15 protein-coding genes are annotated in these 14,570 nt (G+C 59.7%); 12 read left to right on the forward strand and 3 right to left on the reverse strand.

Translation table 11 applies throughout. The features are described 5' to 3' along the window. Positions 1-112: 112 nt before the first annotated feature. The 3 genes from ACEN8R_RS23660 (at position 113) to ACEN8R_RS23670 (ending at position 3,806) form a co-directional block, all read left to right on the forward strand. Positions 113-1,171 (forward strand): PA0069 family radical SAM protein, encoded by a 1,059-nt coding sequence (locus ACEN8R_RS23660; RefSeq protein ID WP_018927252.1) that lies wholly within the window; start codon positions 113-115, stop codon positions 1,169-1,171. 243 nt (positions 1,172-1,414) lie between these two features. After that, a complete protein-coding gene (locus tag ACEN8R_RS23665) occupies positions 1,415-2,146 on the forward strand; it encodes a carbonic anhydrase (protein WP_018927254.1) in 732 nt (243 codons plus the stop codon). A gap of 130 nt (positions 2,147-2,276) precedes the next feature. Then, positions 2,277-3,806, forward strand: coding sequence for a SulP family inorganic anion transporter (locus ACEN8R_RS23670; RefSeq protein WP_018927255.1), 1,530 nt, complete (start codon positions 2,277-2,279; stop codon positions 3,804-3,806). Between the two features lie 109 nt (positions 3,807-3,915). Here ACEN8R_RS23670 and ACEN8R_RS23675 read toward each other — a convergent pair whose 3' ends face one another. Then, a complete protein-coding gene (locus ACEN8R_RS23675) occupies positions 3,916-4,566 on the reverse strand; it encodes a hypothetical protein (protein ID WP_018927256.1) in 651 nt (216 codons plus the stop codon). Positions 4,567-4,938: 372 nt separating this feature from the next. On the opposite strand from ACEN8R_RS23675, the gene coxB reads away from it, so the two are divergent. The 4 genes from coxB (at position 4,939) to ACEN8R_RS23695 (ending at position 9,385) form a co-directional block, all read left to right on the forward strand. Then, a complete protein-coding gene (gene coxB, locus ACEN8R_RS23680) occupies positions 4,939-6,066 on the forward strand; it encodes a cytochrome c oxidase subunit II (protein ID WP_026286507.1) in 1,128 nt (375 codons plus the stop codon). Positions 6,067-6,148: 82 nt separating this feature from the next. Beyond that, positions 6,149-7,741 (forward strand): cytochrome c oxidase subunit I, encoded by a 1,593-nt coding sequence (gene ctaD / locus ACEN8R_RS23685; protein WP_018927258.1) that lies wholly within the window; start codon positions 6,149-6,151, stop codon positions 7,739-7,741. A gap of 165 nt (positions 7,742-7,906) precedes the next feature. Continuing rightward, positions 7,907-8,464 carry a cytochrome c oxidase assembly protein gene (locus tag ACEN8R_RS23690; protein WP_018927259.1) on the forward strand — a complete coding sequence of 186 codons (558 nt, stop codon included), beginning with the start codon at positions 7,907-7,909 and terminating at the stop codon, positions 8,462-8,464. A 33-nt stretch (positions 8,465-8,497) separates the two neighbouring features. Further along, on the forward strand, positions 8,498-9,385 hold the full coding sequence (locus ACEN8R_RS23695) for a cytochrome c oxidase subunit 3 (protein ID WP_018927260.1): 888 nt from the start codon (positions 8,498-8,500) through the stop codon (positions 9,383-9,385). Positions 9,386-9,400: 15 nt separating this feature from the next. On the opposite strand, the gene ACEN8R_RS23700 is transcribed toward ACEN8R_RS23695, so the two are convergent. Beyond that, positions 9,401-9,604 (reverse strand): twin transmembrane helix small protein, encoded by a 204-nt coding sequence (locus ACEN8R_RS23700; protein ID WP_018927261.1) that lies wholly within the window; start codon positions 9,602-9,604, stop codon positions 9,401-9,403. 70 nt (positions 9,605-9,674) lie between these two features. Here ACEN8R_RS23700 and ACEN8R_RS23705 point away from each other — a divergent pair, with 70 nt between their 5' ends. From ACEN8R_RS23705 to ACEN8R_RS23725, 5 genes are read left to right on the forward strand one after another with little or no spacing between them, the layout of a single operon-like run. After that, complete coding sequence (locus ACEN8R_RS23705; RefSeq protein ID WP_018927262.1) at positions 9,675-10,415, forward strand: SURF1 family protein; 741 nt, start codon at positions 9,675-9,677, stop codon at positions 10,413-10,415. After that, positions 10,381-10,974, forward strand: a complete 594-nt coding sequence (locus ACEN8R_RS23710; RefSeq protein ID WP_026286508.1) for a PA_0111/PP_0108 family redox-active disulfide protein — start codon at positions 10,381-10,383, stop codon at positions 10,972-10,974. Before ACEN8R_RS23705 ends, ACEN8R_RS23710 begins: the two co-directional genes overlap by 35 nt. A 10-nt stretch (positions 10,975-10,984) precedes the next feature. Beyond that, a complete protein-coding gene (locus ACEN8R_RS23715; RefSeq protein WP_018927264.1) occupies positions 10,985-12,064 on the forward strand; it encodes a COX15/CtaA family protein in 1,080 nt (359 codons plus the stop codon). Beyond that, a complete protein-coding gene (cyoE, locus tag ACEN8R_RS23720; protein ID WP_018927265.1) occupies positions 12,052-12,951 on the forward strand; it encodes a heme o synthase in 900 nt (299 codons plus the stop codon). The genes ACEN8R_RS23715 and cyoE overlap by 13 nt, the downstream gene beginning before the upstream one ends. Further along, the gene (locus ACEN8R_RS23725) at positions 12,948-13,583 is read left to right on the forward strand and encodes an SCO family protein (protein WP_018927266.1); all 636 of its coding nucleotides are present in this window, start codon (positions 12,948-12,950) and stop codon (positions 13,581-13,583) included. Before cyoE ends, ACEN8R_RS23725 begins: the two co-directional genes overlap by 4 nt. A gap of 152 nt (positions 13,584-13,735) precedes the next feature. Here the strand turns inward: ACEN8R_RS23725 and ACEN8R_RS23730 are convergent, their stop codons facing one another. Continuing rightward, positions 13,736-14,509 carry a MetQ/NlpA family ABC transporter substrate-binding protein gene (locus tag ACEN8R_RS23730; RefSeq protein WP_018927267.1) on the reverse strand — a complete coding sequence of 258 codons (774 nt, stop codon included), beginning with the start codon at positions 14,507-14,509 and terminating at the stop codon, positions 13,736-13,738. Between the last annotated feature and the right edge of the window lie 61 nt (positions 14,510-14,570).

The raw sequence follows: 14,570 nt of genomic DNA on the forward strand, positions 1-14,570 counted from the left end.
CTTGTCTTGTTAGTTCCTTTATATAATCTCCGATGTTCACTCGCCGAACGGCACTGGCTTGTCGCTTTCCTCCTTGATACTGTATGCACATACAGCCAATGGGTTTTTATCGATGAACACGCCTCTGCCACCCCGCGGTCGCGGCACCGCCACCAACCCTCACAACCGTTTCGCACCGAACCGTTCGGTGGCCGAGGATGACGGCTGGTATCAGGAAGCGCCAATCACCCAAGGCACCGAGGTGCGCATCGAGACGGCGAAGACCATCATTACCCGCAACAACTCGCCGGACTTGCCCTTCGACCGCTCGATCAATCCCTATCGTGGCTGCGAGCATGGCTGTATCTATTGCTATGCTCGGCCCAGCCACGCCTACTGGGACATGTCGCCAGGGCTGGATTTCGAAACCAGACTGATCGCCAAGACCAACGCCGCCGATGTGCTGGAAGAACAACTGTCCAAACGCGGCTATCAATGCGCGCCGATCAACCTGGGCTCCAACACCGATCCTTATCAGCCGATCGAGCGTGAATACAAAATCACCCGCAGGACCCTCGAGGTGCTGCTGCGCTATCGCCATCCGGTGACCATCATCACCAAGGGCTCGCTGATTCTGCGCGATCTGGACCTGCTGGCCGAACTCGCCGAACAACGACTGGTGGCGGTAATGATCAGCCTCACCACTCTGGACGATCAGCTCAAACGCATCCTCGAACCCCGTACGGCTGCGCCCAAGGCACGACTGCGGGCGATCCGGGTAATGCGTGAAGCGGGGATTCCGGTGGGTGTCTTGTGTTCACCGATGATTCCGATGATCAACGACAGCGAACTCGAAAGCCTGCTGACTGAAGCCCATGCGGCCGGAGCGCAAACTGCGGCTTATATGATGTTGCGCCTGCCGCTGGAAGTGGCGCCGCTGTTCGAAGAGTGGCTGGCCGCCCATTATCCTCAGCGTGCAGCTCATGTGTTGAGCCTGATCCGCCAGAGCCGTGGTGGGGAGCTTTACGACAGTCGGTTTGGCGCCCGTATGCGCGGTGAAGGACCGTTTGCCGATCTGCTGGCGCAGCGCTTTTCCAAAACCATCAAGCGCCTGGGGCTCAACCGTCGGGAAGGTTTCGATCTGGACTGCAAAGCCTTTTGTCCGCCGGGTCGCCAGATGTCATTGATTTAAGGACAATCGGACCTATGGTGGAGTAGTGAAAAAAGTACGTCGCGTTCAAGCTGGTCATATTTCTTATGACCTGGAACGTACGTTCTAGAGCGCTTGATTCAGTTTGAGTTAAGCTTCGGCCGCTACCTTGTTCATCGAGTGACTGATGGGTCTGCTTTTCGACCTGGATGTTTTTTATACAGCCACTGGCTTCACATCGGACAAAACGGGAAAATTCCCTGACTCCGCCAAAGAGGATGAATCATGAGTGACAAGGATAAACAGCCTTTGGCTGCGTCGGCTTCAGCCCAACCCGAGGCGGAAACCGCCGATGCAGCGCTGCAGCATATCGTTGACGGCTTTTTGCATTTTCATCACGAGATCTTTCCGCAGCAGGAAGAACTCTTCAAAAAACTCGCCACGGCCCAGCGGCCTCGGGCGATGTTCATCGCGTGCGCCGATTCGCGCATTGTTCCCGAGCTGATCACCCAAAGCGCCCCCGGCGACCTGTTCGTCACCCGTAACGTCGGCAACGTCGTGCCGCCTTATGGGCAAATGAACGGTGGTGTTTCCACAGCCATCGAATACGCAGTGCTGGCGCTTGGCGTGCAGCACATCATCATCTGCGGCCACTCCGACTGTGGCGCCATGCGCGCAGTACTCAACCCGCAGAGCCTGGAAAAGATGCCGACGGTCAAAGCCTGGCTGCGCCATGCGGAAGTGGCGAAAACCATGGTTCAGGACAACTGCCATTGCTCGAATGAAAGCGAGAGCATGCACATCCTTACCGAAGAGAATGTGATCGCTCAGTTGCAACATTTGCGCACGCACCCGTCGGTGGCCTCGCGCATGGCCAACGGTCAGCTGTTTATCCATGGTTGGGTGTACAACATCGAAACCAGCGAAATCCAGGCTTACGACGCGGATCAGGGTTGTTTCCTGCCGCTCGATGGCAGCCATCCGATTCCGGTGGCGACGCCCAAAGCGCGCTTCTAAATCCTCTTCGTAGCCTGTCTCACAACAACGTTTGCGAGACAGGTCAACAGATCCCTGTGTGGTTTAGCCGAGGCTGCTGATCAGGCAGCCCGGCTTTGCCATGCCTGAAGAAAACTTCGGGAGAGTCACCATGCGTGCCGCTCAATTAAAAGCTGTTCTGCCACGGGAGCTGCTGGCTTCGGTGGTTGTGTTTCTGGTTGCCCTGCCTTTGTGCATGGGCATCGCCATCGCCTCGGGGCTGCCACCAGCCAAAGGCCTGATCACCGGCATCATCGGTGGGCTGGTTGTTGGCTGGCTTGCCGGTTCACCGCTGCAAGTCAGCGGTCCGGCGGCAGGCCTGGCGGTATTGGTGTTCGAACTGGTGCGCCAGCATGGTATCGCCATGCTCGGGCCGATCCTGCTACTGGCGGGTTTTCTGCAATTGGTAGCCGGGCGTTTGAAACTGGGTTGCTGGTTTCGGGTCACGGCGCCGGCTGTGGTGTACGGCATGCTCGCCGGCATCGGCGTGTTGATCGTGCTGTCGCAGGTGCACGTAATGCTCGATGCCGTGCCCAAGCCCTCAGGGCTGGATAACCTGGCGGCCTTTCCTACTGCAGTGATTCAGGCTTTGCCTTCGTTTGGCTGGCAAGCGGGTTTGCTCGGGCTGTCGACCATTGCCGTGATGTGGCTGTGGGAAAAATTCCGCCCGCATTCCCTGCGTTTCGTTCCCGGCGCATTGCTCGGGGTCGGTCTGGCAACAATCGCCAGCCTGGCGCTCGCCTTGCAGGTCAAACGTGTGGAGGTCCCGGCTAACCTGGCGGAGGCCATCGATTGGCTACGCCCGGCGGATCTGCTCAACCTGGCTGACCCAACCCTGCTGATCGCCGCCTTCGCCGTGGCCTTTATCGCCAGCGCCGAAACCCTGCTCTCGGCCGCCGCCGTGGATCGCATGCACAGTGGTCAACGCTCGGACTTCGACCGCGAATTGTCGGCACAAGGTGTGGGCAACATGTTGTGTGGCCTGCTCGGCGCGCTGCCGATGACCGGGGTGATCGTGCGCAGCTCGGCCAACGTTCAAGCCGGCGCCACCACCCGCCTGTCGACGGTGTTCCATGGCCTGTGGTTGCTGGCTTTCGTGTTGCTGCTATCGAGCGTGCTGCAAAGCATTCCGGTGGCGAGCCTGGCGGGCGTGCTGGTTTACACCGGTTTCAAACTGGTGGACCTCAAAGCCTTTCGCGGCCTGGGCCGTTATGGCCGGATGCCGATGTTTACCTATGCGGCGACTGCACTGGCAATCATCTTCACCGACCTGCTGACGGGCGTGCTGATCGGCTTCGGCCTGACGCTGGCCAAACTGGCCTGGAAAGCGTCGCGCCTGAAAATCAGCCTGATCGATCTACCGGCGGACGGCGAGATGGAGCTGCGACTGGTGGGGGCGGCGACTTTCCTCAAGGTGCCGGCGTTGACCCAGGTGCTGGGGAGCATTCCCGCTGGCGCGACGGTGCATGTGCCGCTCAATAACCTGAGCTACATCGATCACTCGTGCCTTGAGTTGCTGGAGGAGTGGGGCCGGGCCAATGCGGCCAAGGGTTCGAAGTTGGTGATTGAAGCGCGGGGGTTGAAGCGCAGGCTTGAAGGGCGGTTGCGGACCACCACCGGGGTAGGCTCAACGGCCGGTTGAAGCCCCCTGTAGGAGCGAGCGGTGCGGCGATCCGACTTGCCCGCGAAGCTTTTGGCGTACTTGGGGACGCCTTCGCGGGCAAGCCTCGCTCCTACAGGGTTGCATAGACTTACGCGGCTGGTTGATCCAGCTCCAGCTCCACGCCCAATTGGCGCGACAGGCACGGCCAGCGCTTCCACGCGGCGCCGGTGTCCGGGCTGTTGAGTTTCTCGCGGTAGGCCTCCACCGACTCCAGCGCGAAACTTTCATCGTCAAGCATCTCGTCCACGGCGTGATGCACCGCCTCATCCAGTTGGTTGGCAAATTCCTCGCCAATCAATTGGTGGGCAATCAGGTTGGCGACAGTCATGTCCAAGGGGATCAATGGCTGACCAAAATGCTTGATGTACAGGTCGTTGACCTCTTCGACCAGGCGGTGCGCCAGATAAGCTTCGTCCAGCAGGCTGTCCAGGCCAACGTGACCGGCCATGATCGCCGGCGGTTGGAGGAAGAACTGCTCGGCGATTGTCAGCACCGGCTTGATCTGCGATTCGATGCCCGCTTCCCTGGCGACTTCATTGGCTGCATCCAGCAGGTCTGGCACTTGTTCTATATACGCGGCCACAAAACGCGTCATCACGCCGTTAGCGTCGACATCCGGCAATTGGATGGCGGAGTGAAGGTGCGGCAGTTGGGTTTCCAGCTGACGAGTCAGCAGGCCGGTCTCGGCCTCGTGTTGTTGGGCTTGTTGGATCTGCTCGCGCAATGCGGCGGTGTTCATGAAAACTCCAGGAAACAAAGGCAATGAAATAGGGAAGACATAACTTAGCTGGCTCAGGAAAAAGGCTAAGACGCATTTGTCATAATTATTTCATCCTTGAGACATCGAAGTTATATCGATTTGCCACCACTCGTCTGCATCCTTCTCCATTCGTGACCTGGAACGCAAGTCCAACCTGTTTCAGCTGATTTACCCCATCGCGTTGCGAGGTGGCAGTCGCTGTCTATACTCGGTTCTGAATGGAGTTAGCTGATGACACCCGACTGCATACGCAGCAAGGCTCGGCGATTCAAGTTCGTGGTCTGAAAATGCCGCTCCCTTGCCGCAGGCGTTACGCCTACGGGATAACAAGAACGATAAGGGGAACCCGCAATGATGCGACATCCACATGTCTGGATGGGCCTCCTGTTGTGGTCGATTTTCAGTCAGGCGCAAGCGGCCTGGACTGTCAATATGGCGCCTGGAGCGACTGAGATCAGTCACGCAGTATTCGATCTGCACATGACCATTTTCTGGATTTGTGTGGTGATCGGCATCATCGTCTTCGGCGCCATGTTCTGGTCGATGATGATCCACCGCCGCTCGACCGGGCAGGTGGCCGCAAAATTTCATGAAAGCACCACCGTTGAAATCCTCTGGACCATCGTCCCCCTGCTTATCCTGGTGGCCATGGCGGTCCCTGCAACCGCCACACTGATCAAGATGTACGACAACACGGAGCCGGATATCGATATCCAGGTCACCGGCTATCAGTGGAAGTGGCATTACAAATACCTGGGTCAGGACGTCGAATTTTTCAGCAACCTGACTACCCCCGCCGATCAGATCCACAACAAGGAAGCCAAGGGCGAGCATTACTTGCTGGAGGTCGACAAGCCACTGGTGCTGCCGATCGGTGCCAAGGTGCGTTTTCTGGTGACCTCCGCCGATGTCATCCACTCCTGGTGGGTGCCGGCCTTCGCAGTCAAGCGCGATGCTATTCCGGGCTTCGTCAATGAATCCTGGACCCGTGTCGAAAAGCCCGGCATCTACCGTGGCCAGTGCGCCGAGCTGTGCGGCAAGGACCACGGCTTCATGCCGATCGTGGTTGAGGTCAAGGAAAAGGCCGACTACGAAAAATGGCTGGGCGAGCGCAAGGCGGAAGCCGCGCAACTCAAAGAGCTGACCAGCAAGGAATGGACCCTCGACGAGCTCAAGGAGCGCGGCGACAAGATTTATCACACCACTTGCGTGGCCTGTCACCAGGCCGAAGGCCAGGGCCTGCCGCCGATGTTCCCGGCACTCAAGGGCTCGAAAATCGCCACCGGGCCGAAAGAGGCTCACCTGAGCCTGGTCTTCCACGGCAAGCCCGGCACCGCCATGGCGGCGTTCGGCAAGCAGCTCTCGGAAGTCGATATCGCGGCGGTCGTGACCTACGAACGTAACGCCTGGGGCAACAACAAAGGCGACATGGTCACCCCTAAAGAAGTGCTGGAGCTGAAACAGGCGGAAAGCAAATGACCCGGTCTATTGCGTACTCAAGGAATCGGTCGGGGCATGACGTCCCGGTTCGCCCAGCCCAGCCGTTTGCAGGAGACAGGACATGACTGTTGTAGTCGATGACCATGTTCATACCGATACCGCCCACGCCCACGGCCCTGCCAAAGGCCTGATGCGTTGGGTGTTGACTACCAACCACAAGGATATCGGCACGCTGTACCTGTGGTTTGCATTCACCATGTTTCTGCTCGGCGGCTCGTTCGCCATGGTGATCCGTGCCGAGCTGTTCCAGCCGGGACTGCAAATCGTCGAACCGGCGTTCTTCAACCAGATGACCACCATGCACGGTCTGGTGATGGTCTTCGGCGCGGTGATGCCGGCCTTCGTCGGCCTCGCCAACTGGATGATCCCGTTGATGATCGGCGCGCCGGACATGGCCCTGCCGCGAATGAACAACTTCAGCTTCTGGCTGTTGCCGGCCGCGTTCCTGCTGCTGGTATCGACCCTGTTCACGCCCGGTGGCGGGCCGAACTTCGGCTGGACCTTCTACGCACCGCTGTCGACCACCTACGCGCCGGAAAGCGTGACGTTCTTCATCTTCGCCATCCACTTGATGGGGATCAGTTCGATCATGGGCGCAATCAACGTGATCGCGACCATCCTCAACCTGCGCGCCCCCGGCATGACGTTGATGAAAATGCCGCTGTTCGTCTGGACCTGGCTGATCACCGCGTTCCTGCTGATCGCGGTGATGCCGGTGCTGGCCGGCTGCGTGACCATGATGCTGATGGACATCCACTTCGGCACCAGTTTCTTCAGTGCCGCCGGTGGCGGTGATCCGGTGCTGTTCCAGCACGTGTTCTGGTTCTTCGGCCACCCCGAGGTGTACATCATGATCCTGCCGGCCTTCGGTGCCGTCAGCTCAATCATTCCGGCGTTCTCGCGCAAGCCGCTGTTTGGCTACACCTCGATGGTCTATGCCACGGCCAGTATTGCGTTCCTGTCATTCATCGTCTGGGCGCACCACATGTTCGTGGTCGGCATTCCACTGGTGGGCGAGTTGTTCTTCATGTACGCCACGCTGCTGATCGCAGTGCCGACCGGCGTGAAAGTGTTCAACTGGGCCAGCACCATGTGGCAAGGCTCGCTGACCTTCGAAACGCCGATGCTGTTCGCCGTGGCGTTCGTGATTCTGTTCTCCATTGGCGGATTCTCCGGGTTGATGCTGGCCATCGCCCCGGCGGACTTCCAGTACCAGGACACCTACTTCGTGGTCGCGCACTTCCATTACGTGCTGGTGCCGGGGGCGATCTTCGGGATCTTCGCCTCGGCTTACTTCTGGCTGCCGAAATGGACCGGCCACATGTACGACGAAACCCTCGGCAAGCTGCACTTCTGGCTGTCTTTCATCGGCATGAACATGGCGTTCTTCCCGATGCACTTCGTGGGCCTGGCGGGCATGCCGCGGCGGATTCCGGACTACAACCTGCAATTCGCCGACTTCAACATGGTGTCGTCGATCGGCGCGTTCATGTTTGGTGCCACGCAGATCTTCTTCCTGTTCATCGTGATCAAGACCATTCGCGGCGGCGAGCCGGCACCGGCCAAGCCGTGGGATGGTGCCGAAGGCCTGGAATGGAGCATTCCATCGCCCGCGCCGTATCACACCTTCACCACACCGCCGGAAGTGAAATGAACGCACTAGCCTTTGTGGAAGCGAGCTTTTGTGGCGAGGGAGCTTGCTCCCGCTCGGCTGCGAAGCAGACGCAAAACTTTTGGGGCTGCTTCGCGACCCAGCGGGAGCAAGCTCCCTCGCCACAAGGGCCTGCTCCCAGCGGGTTATGCGTAAAGGTTCGAAGCCATGGCTGACTCGATCTCGATGAAGAAGCTGGTCACCCGCCTGTTACTGGTGGTGGCGGCGATGTTTGTCTTCGGCTTTGCCCTGGTGCCGATCTACGACGTGATGTGCAAGGCATTCGGCATCAATGGCAAAACCGCCGGGCAGTATGAAGGCGAGCAAACGGTCGACGCCTCGCGGCAGGTTCGCGTGCAGTTTCTGTCGACCAACGCTGCTGACATGCCTTGGGACTTCTACCCCAAGACGGATGAGCTGACCGCGCACCCCGGGGCGGTGAACGAGATGATTTTTATCGCCCACAACCCCACCGACCGGCCGATGAGCGCCCAGGCGGTGCCGAGTATCGCGCCGAGTGCAGCTGCGGCGTACTTCCACAAGACCGAATGTTTCTGCTTTACCCAGCAAGTGCTGCAGCCCGGTCAACGCATCGAGATGCCAGTACGGTTCATCGTTGACCGCGACATGCCCAAGGATGTGAAGCACCTGACGCTGTCCTACACGCTGTTCGATATCACCGCACGTCATCCGCCCGTGGCTGTTGCAGCAAGCACGGGTGGCTAGGCGTTAAAGCGTGCCCGATAAGGAGAACAATAAATGGCAACTCATGAACATTATTACGTTCCAGCCCAGAGCAAATGGCCGATCATCGCCACGATCGGCATGCTGGTCACGGTGTTCGGCCTGGGCACCTGGTTCAACGACCTGAAGGCTGCGCGGCCGGAATCCCATGGCCCGCTGATCTTTTTCGTCGGCGGACTGCTGCTGGCCTACATGCTGTTCGGCTGGTTCGGGACGGTGGTCAAGGAAAGTCGCGCGGGGTTGTACAGCCCGCAACTCGACCGCTCGTTCCGCTGGGGCATGAGCTGGTTCATTTTCTCGGAGGTGATGTTCTTCCTGGCCTTTTTCGGTGCGCTGTTTTATGTGCGCAACATCGCGGGCCCGGCACTGGGTGGTGAAGGCACCAAAGGCATCGCCCACATGCTGTGGCCGACGTTCGAGTTCACCTGGCCGCTGCTGAACAACCCGGACTCGAAACTCTTTCCTCCCCCCAAGGAAGTCATCAGCCCCTGGGGCCTGCCGTTGCTCAACACCGTGCTGCTGGTGAGTTCCAGCGTCACCGTGACCATCGCTCACCACGCCTTGAAGAAAGGCCATCGCGGGGCGCTGAAAATCTGGCTGGCGCTGACCGTGTTGCTCGGTTGCGGCTTCCTGGGCTTTCAAGCCAAAGAATACCTGCACGCCTACCACGAGCTGGGCTTGACCCTCGGTTCCGGCATCTACGGCGCAACGTTCTTCATGCTCACCGGTTTCCACGGTGCCCACGTGACCATCGGCACCATCATTCTGTTCGTGATGCTGATGCGCATCATGCGCGGGCACTTCAATGCAGACCACCATTTCGGCTTCGAGGCGGCGACCTGGTACTGGCACTTCGTGGATGTGGTGTGGATCGGGCTGTTCGTTTTCGTCTACGTACTTTGAGCCTGGCACTCATGGCTACCAAGGCACGTGGGACACCAGTTGGCCGCTGAAAAAACCCCAGGCGATCAAGCCGACAGTAATGGCGGCCAGCGCAACACGAATACTCAAGGCGATGACCAGGCGATTCGAGCTGCTGTCGTCCTTGACCAGAAAAAACAGGCCGCTGAACAGGCTGACAACCGTGGCAATCAGCATCAGGACGATGGCTGCTTTGAGCATGGTGACACTCCGGGGGACAGGCGATGCATGTGAGTATAGCTATCGCGACGACCGACTTTCTGGCGACGCCATGAAGCGCTTCCGGCTGGGCCTCGTGCCGACTCTGGTGGTCGCGGTGCTGCTGCCCTTGCTGGTGTCACTCGGCTTCTGGCAGTTGAGCCGGGGCGCGGAGAAAAGCGCGCTGCTGCAAAATTACGCTGAGCGCCGGGCGGCCGAACCGATGGCCAGCACCGAACTGCAACACACCGAAGATCCGGCCTTTCGCCGGGTTCGCCTGCACGGCCAGTTCGATGCCGAACACAGCCTGCTGCTGGATAACCGGCAGCGCGACGGCAAGGTCGGGGTCGAGCTGTTACAACCGTTTCAGGATCAGGCAAGCGGGCTCTGGTTGCTGGTCAATCGCGGCTGGCTGCCGTGGCCGGATCGGCGTACCCCGCCGTCATTCACCACACCGACTCAGGTGTTGAGCCTCGACGCCTGGGTCTACGTCTCCCCCGGCGCAACGTTCCAGTTGCACGCCGACCCCAACACCACGACCTGGCCACAACTGATCACCGCCGTTGAACCGGCCAGGTTGTGGACGGCGCTTGAACGTGACGGTTTCGCCTACGAATTACGCGCGCAAAGTGGCCCTGCGACCTACCGCGCCGATTGGCCGGTGGTGGCCATGGGGCCGGAAAAGCACCTGGCTTACGCCGTGCAGTGGTTCGCCCTGGCGATCGCGCTGTTCGGCCTTTATCTCTATCTCGGCTGGCACAACGCAAAGGAGAACAATAATGGGAGTGGCCATGAATCCACCCGGCATGTCTGAGGCGAAAACACCGGTGAATCGGCGGCGCGGACGCTTGCAGTTGCTGCTGATTCTATTGGGGGTGATCGGTCCGATGATCCTCGCCACCGGCATGTACAAATTGCAGTTCTGGGTACCCGAAGGCCGCAGTTATCACGGTGAGCTGATCGGCAACGGCCAGACCCGCGCCGACATTGGCGTACAAGCGCAAGAAGAACGCTGGCAGTTGCTGGTGACGGCGCCCAAGGACTGCTCGGTGGACTGCCAACAGCTGGTTTATCTGGCGCGGCAGATCCAGATCGGCCTCGGTCGCGATGCTGCCCGTGCCAGCCATGCGCTGGCCATCGCGCAGCCGCTGAACAGCGATTACGAGACTAAACTTCAACGCGAGTACCCACAGTTACAACGCTATTCATTGGACCTGCCGTCCTACATCAAAGGCGCACAGAGCAATGACACGCCGCACCTGTGGATCATCGACCCTCACGGCAATCTGGTGCTGCGTTACGACCCGACGGTGAAGGGCAAGGATCTGCTCAACGACCTGCGCCACCTGCTGAAACTGTCGAACATCGGATAAGGGCATCGTCATGGCCAAACCTGGATTTCGCCTCGCGCTGTTTGCCACCTTGCTGGCACTGATTGTGGTGTTGCTCGGCGCTTACACACGCCTGACCCACGCCGGCCTCGGCTGCCCGGACTGGCCCGGCTGCTACGGTTTTATCAGCGTGCCGCAAAGCGAAGCCCAGCTGGCTCATGCCGAACTGCATTTTCCAGACACCCCGGTGGAAGCCCACAAGGGCTGGAACGAAATGGTCCATCGCTACTTCGCCGGCACGCTGGGGCTGCTGATCGCGGTGCTGGCGGGCCGCGCCTGGGTCCATCGTCATCATCCGGGGCAGCCGGTGAAGTTGCCGCTGTTCCTGCTGGCGTTGGTCATTGGCCAAGCGGCTTTCGGCATGTGGACGGTGACGCTCAAGCTTTGGCCGCAAGTGGTCACCGGACATTTGCTCGGTGGTTTTGCGACCTTGAGCCTGTTGTTTCTGCTGACCTTGCGCCTGTCCGGCGTATTGCCAGCGCTGACCGTGCCTCGACGTTTGCAATACTGGGCAACCGCCGGCTTGCTGCTGGTGATCCTGCAAATTGCTCTCGGTGGCTGGGTCAGCTCCAATTACGCGGCGGTAGCCTGCATCGACTTTCCGACCTGCCACGGCCAATGGCTGCCGCCGGCTGATTTCGCCAACGGTTTTCACCTGACCCAGCACATCGGCCCGAATTATCTGGGCGGGCAGCTGGACAGCGATGCCCGCACCGCGATTCACCTGACTCACCGCATCGGCGCATTACTGGTCACCTTTGTTCTGCTCGGTCTGGCCTGGCAACTGAAGGTCGTCGGCATGACGCGCCTGGCCGTCATGGTGCTGATCGCCCTTGCCGCACAAATCACCTTGGGCATCAGCAACGTGGTGTTCCACTTGCCGCTGCCGGTGGCCGTCGCCCACAACGCCGGCGGTGCGGCGCTGTTGCTGACGATGGTGCTGGTCAATTATCACGCGCGAACCAGCCTGGTTCGGGTCAAGCATCAGCCCCCTCGTCGCTGGCGTCTACGCCTGCGTAAACACTCGGCCGGGCCCATAACAATAAAAGGAGAGATGCCATGGCGACTCTGATCGGCGAACGTCACAGTCAGGCCATCTGGCGAGACTATCTGGAACTGACCAAGCCGAAAGTGGTGGTGTTGATGCTCATCACCTCGCTGGTCGGCATGTTCCTCGCGACCCGCGCCGGGGTGCCATGGACGGTGCTGGTGTTCGGCAATCTGGGAATCGCCCTGTGTGCCGGCGGTGCCGCGGCGGTCAATCATGTGGTGGACCGGCGCATCGATGCGGTCATGGCCCGGACCCACAAACGGCCCCTGGCCGAAGGCCGGGTATCTCCAGCCGCCGCGCTGACCTTCGCCCTGATACTGGCGATGCTCGGCCAGGCCTTGCTACTGACTTTCACCAACCCGTTGACGGCGTGGCTGACCCTCGCCTCCTTGCTCGGTTATGCCGTGGTCTACACCGGTTTCCTGAAACGCGCGACGCCGCAGAACATCGTCATCGGCGGCCTCGCCGGAGCTGCCCCGCCACTGCTCGGCTGGACCGCCGCCACCGGTCATGTCGGCGCCGAACCATTGTTGCTGGTGCTGATCATCTTCGCCTGGACCCCACCGCACTTCTGGGCGCTGGCGATTCACCGCAAGGAGGAATACGCCAAGGCTGACATTCCGATGCTGCCGGTGACCCATGGCGAGCACTACACCAAAGTCCACATCCTGCTTTATACCTTTGCGTTGCTGGCCGTCAGCCTGATGCCCTACGTGATCCACATGAGCGGCGTGCTCTACCTGATGTGTGCCCTCTTACTGGGCGCCAGGTTTCTGCAATGGGCCGTGGTGCTGTACCGTGGCACTCGGCCGCACGCGGCGATCAACACGTTCAAGTACTCTATTTACTACTTGTTCCTGCTGTTCATCGCGCTGCTCGTAGACCACTACTTACTGTTGATCCTATGACCCGAACCCAGAAAACCGTCTTCATCCTCGTTGCCCTGATCGCGCTGATCCTGGGCCTGACCGTCAATAAAGTACTGACCGGGAAGAACCAGGGCGACCCGACGGCGCTGATCGATGCAGGGATCATTCTGCTGCCCCAAAGCCGTAATCTGCCGGACGTGAAGATGACCGATCAGGACGGCAAGCCAGTGGCGGTCAACGAACTGAAAGGCAAGTGGAGTTTGCTGTTCTTCGGCTACACCTTCTGCCCGGACATCTGCCCGACCACCCTCGCCCAGCTGCGGCAGATCAAGAGTGAACTGCCGGCGGATGCGGTGAACAAGTTGCAGGTCATCCTGGTCAGCGTCGACCCTAACCGCGATACGCCCAAGCAACTCAAGCAGTACCTAGGCTACTTCGATCCGCAATTCATCGGGCTGACCGCAGCCTCGGTCGAAGACCTTCAGAAAATGGCCAACGCGGTGAGCATTCCGTTCATTCCGGCGGACACCAGCAAGCCGAACTACACCGTCGACCACAGCGGCAACCTGGCGGTGATCGGACCGGACGGGACTCAACGCGGGTTCATTCGTGCACCGCTGAATAACCAGAAACTGGTGGCGCAGTTGCCGGTGATGCTCAACCGTCAATAAGCACCACACTCTTTGTAGGAGCCAGGCTTGCCGGCGAAGGCGATCTCACGGGCGCCTTCGCCGGCAAGCCTGGCTCCTACAGAACGGGGCAAACAGACAAAAAAAGGGGCGCATTCAATTCAATGCGCCCCTTTTTCGTTTACGTCAGCCGATCAGAACGCCGGCAATACCGCGCCTTTGTACTTCTCGAGAATGAAGGCTTTCACTTCCGGGCTGTGCAGGGCAGCAACCAGTTTCTGCATTGCCGCGCTGTCCTTGTCGTCCGGACGGGCAACGAGGATGTTCACGTACGGCGAGTCGCTGCCTTCGATGACCAGCGCGTCCTTGGACGGATCGAGCTTGGCTTCCAGCGCGTAGTTGGTGTTGATCAGCGCCAGGTCGACCTGAGTCAGCACGCGGGGGATGGTCGCGGCTTCCAGTTCACGGAATTTCAGATCCTTGGTGTTCTCGGTGATGTCCTTCACGGTCGACAGGATATTTTTCGAATCCTTCAACTTGATCAGGCCAGCCTTCTCCAGCAGCAACAGCGCACGGCCGCCGTTGGTGGCGTCGTTCGGGATCACCACGTTGGCGCCGCCCGGCAGCTCTTCCAGTTTCTTGTACTTGCTGGAGTAAGCGCCCAGCGGCTCCAGGTGCACACCGGCAACGCTGACGAGGTTAGTGCCCTTGGCCTTGTTGAATTCATCCAGGTACGGTTGGTGCTGGAAGAAGTTGGCGTCCAGACGCTTCTCGGCCACCTGTACGTTTGGCTGGATGTAGTCGGTGAAGACTTTGACTTTCAGGTCCACGCCTTCTTTGGCCAGGGCTGGTTTAACGAACTCGAGGATTTCCGCGTGGGGCACCGGGGTGGCCGCAACGGTCAAGGTGTCGGCAGCGTGGGCGGAAAAGGCTGCAATGGCAGCGAATGCGACGAGTAGTTTTTTCATTCAGCTAACTCCTTGTGAGGCGCCAGTCTTCGGCGCCTGCCAGCGAATGGCCGGCTCATGT

The sequence above is a fragment of the Pseudomonas sp. Pseusp15 genome (genome assembly GCF_059492165.1).

Coding starts and splice junctions, on each gene's coding strand:
- ctaD (WP_018927258.1), top strand. CDS start 6,149: ATGACTGTTGTAGTCGATGACCATGTTCATACCGATACCGCCCACGCC.
- ACEN8R_RS23700 (WP_018927261.1), bottom strand. CDS start 9,604: ATGCTCAAAGCAGCCATCGTCCTGATGCTGATTGCCACGGTTGTCAGC.
- ACEN8R_RS23690 (WP_018927259.1), top strand. CDS start 7,907: ATGGCTGACTCGATCTCGATGAAGAAGCTGGTCACCCGCCTGTTACTG.
- ACEN8R_RS23705 (WP_018927262.1), top strand. CDS start 9,675: ATGAAGCGCTTCCGGCTGGGCCTCGTGCCGACTCTGGTGGTCGCGGTG.
- ACEN8R_RS23715 (WP_018927264.1), top strand. CDS start 10,985: ATGGCCAAACCTGGATTTCGCCTCGCGCTGTTTGCCACCTTGCTGGCA.
- cyoE (WP_018927265.1), top strand. CDS start 12,052: ATGGCGACTCTGATCGGCGAACGTCACAGTCAGGCCATCTGGCGAGAC.
- coxB (WP_026286507.1), top strand. CDS start 4,939: ATGATGCGACATCCACATGTCTGGATGGGCCTCCTGTTGTGGTCGATT.
- ACEN8R_RS23670 (WP_018927255.1), top strand. CDS start 2,277: ATGCGTGCCGCTCAATTAAAAGCTGTTCTGCCACGGGAGCTGCTGGCT.
- ACEN8R_RS23675 (WP_018927256.1), bottom strand. CDS start 4,566: ATGAACACCGCCGCATTGCGCGAGCAGATCCAACAAGCCCAACAACAC.
- ACEN8R_RS23660 (WP_018927252.1), top strand. CDS start 113: ATGAACACGCCTCTGCCACCCCGCGGTCGCGGCACCGCCACCAACCCT.
- ACEN8R_RS23725 (WP_018927266.1), top strand. CDS start 12,948: ATGACCCGAACCCAGAAAACCGTCTTCATCCTCGTTGCCCTGATCGCG.
- ACEN8R_RS23665 (WP_018927254.1), top strand. CDS start 1,415: ATGAGTGACAAGGATAAACAGCCTTTGGCTGCGTCGGCTTCAGCCCAA.
- ACEN8R_RS23730 (WP_018927267.1), bottom strand. CDS start 14,509: ATGAAAAAACTACTCGTCGCATTCGCTGCCATTGCAGCCTTTTCCGCC.
- ACEN8R_RS23710 (WP_026286508.1), top strand. CDS start 10,381: ATGGGAGTGGCCATGAATCCACCCGGCATGTCTGAGGCGAAAACACCG.
- ACEN8R_RS23695 (WP_018927260.1), top strand. CDS start 8,498: ATGGCAACTCATGAACATTATTACGTTCCAGCCCAGAGCAAATGGCCG.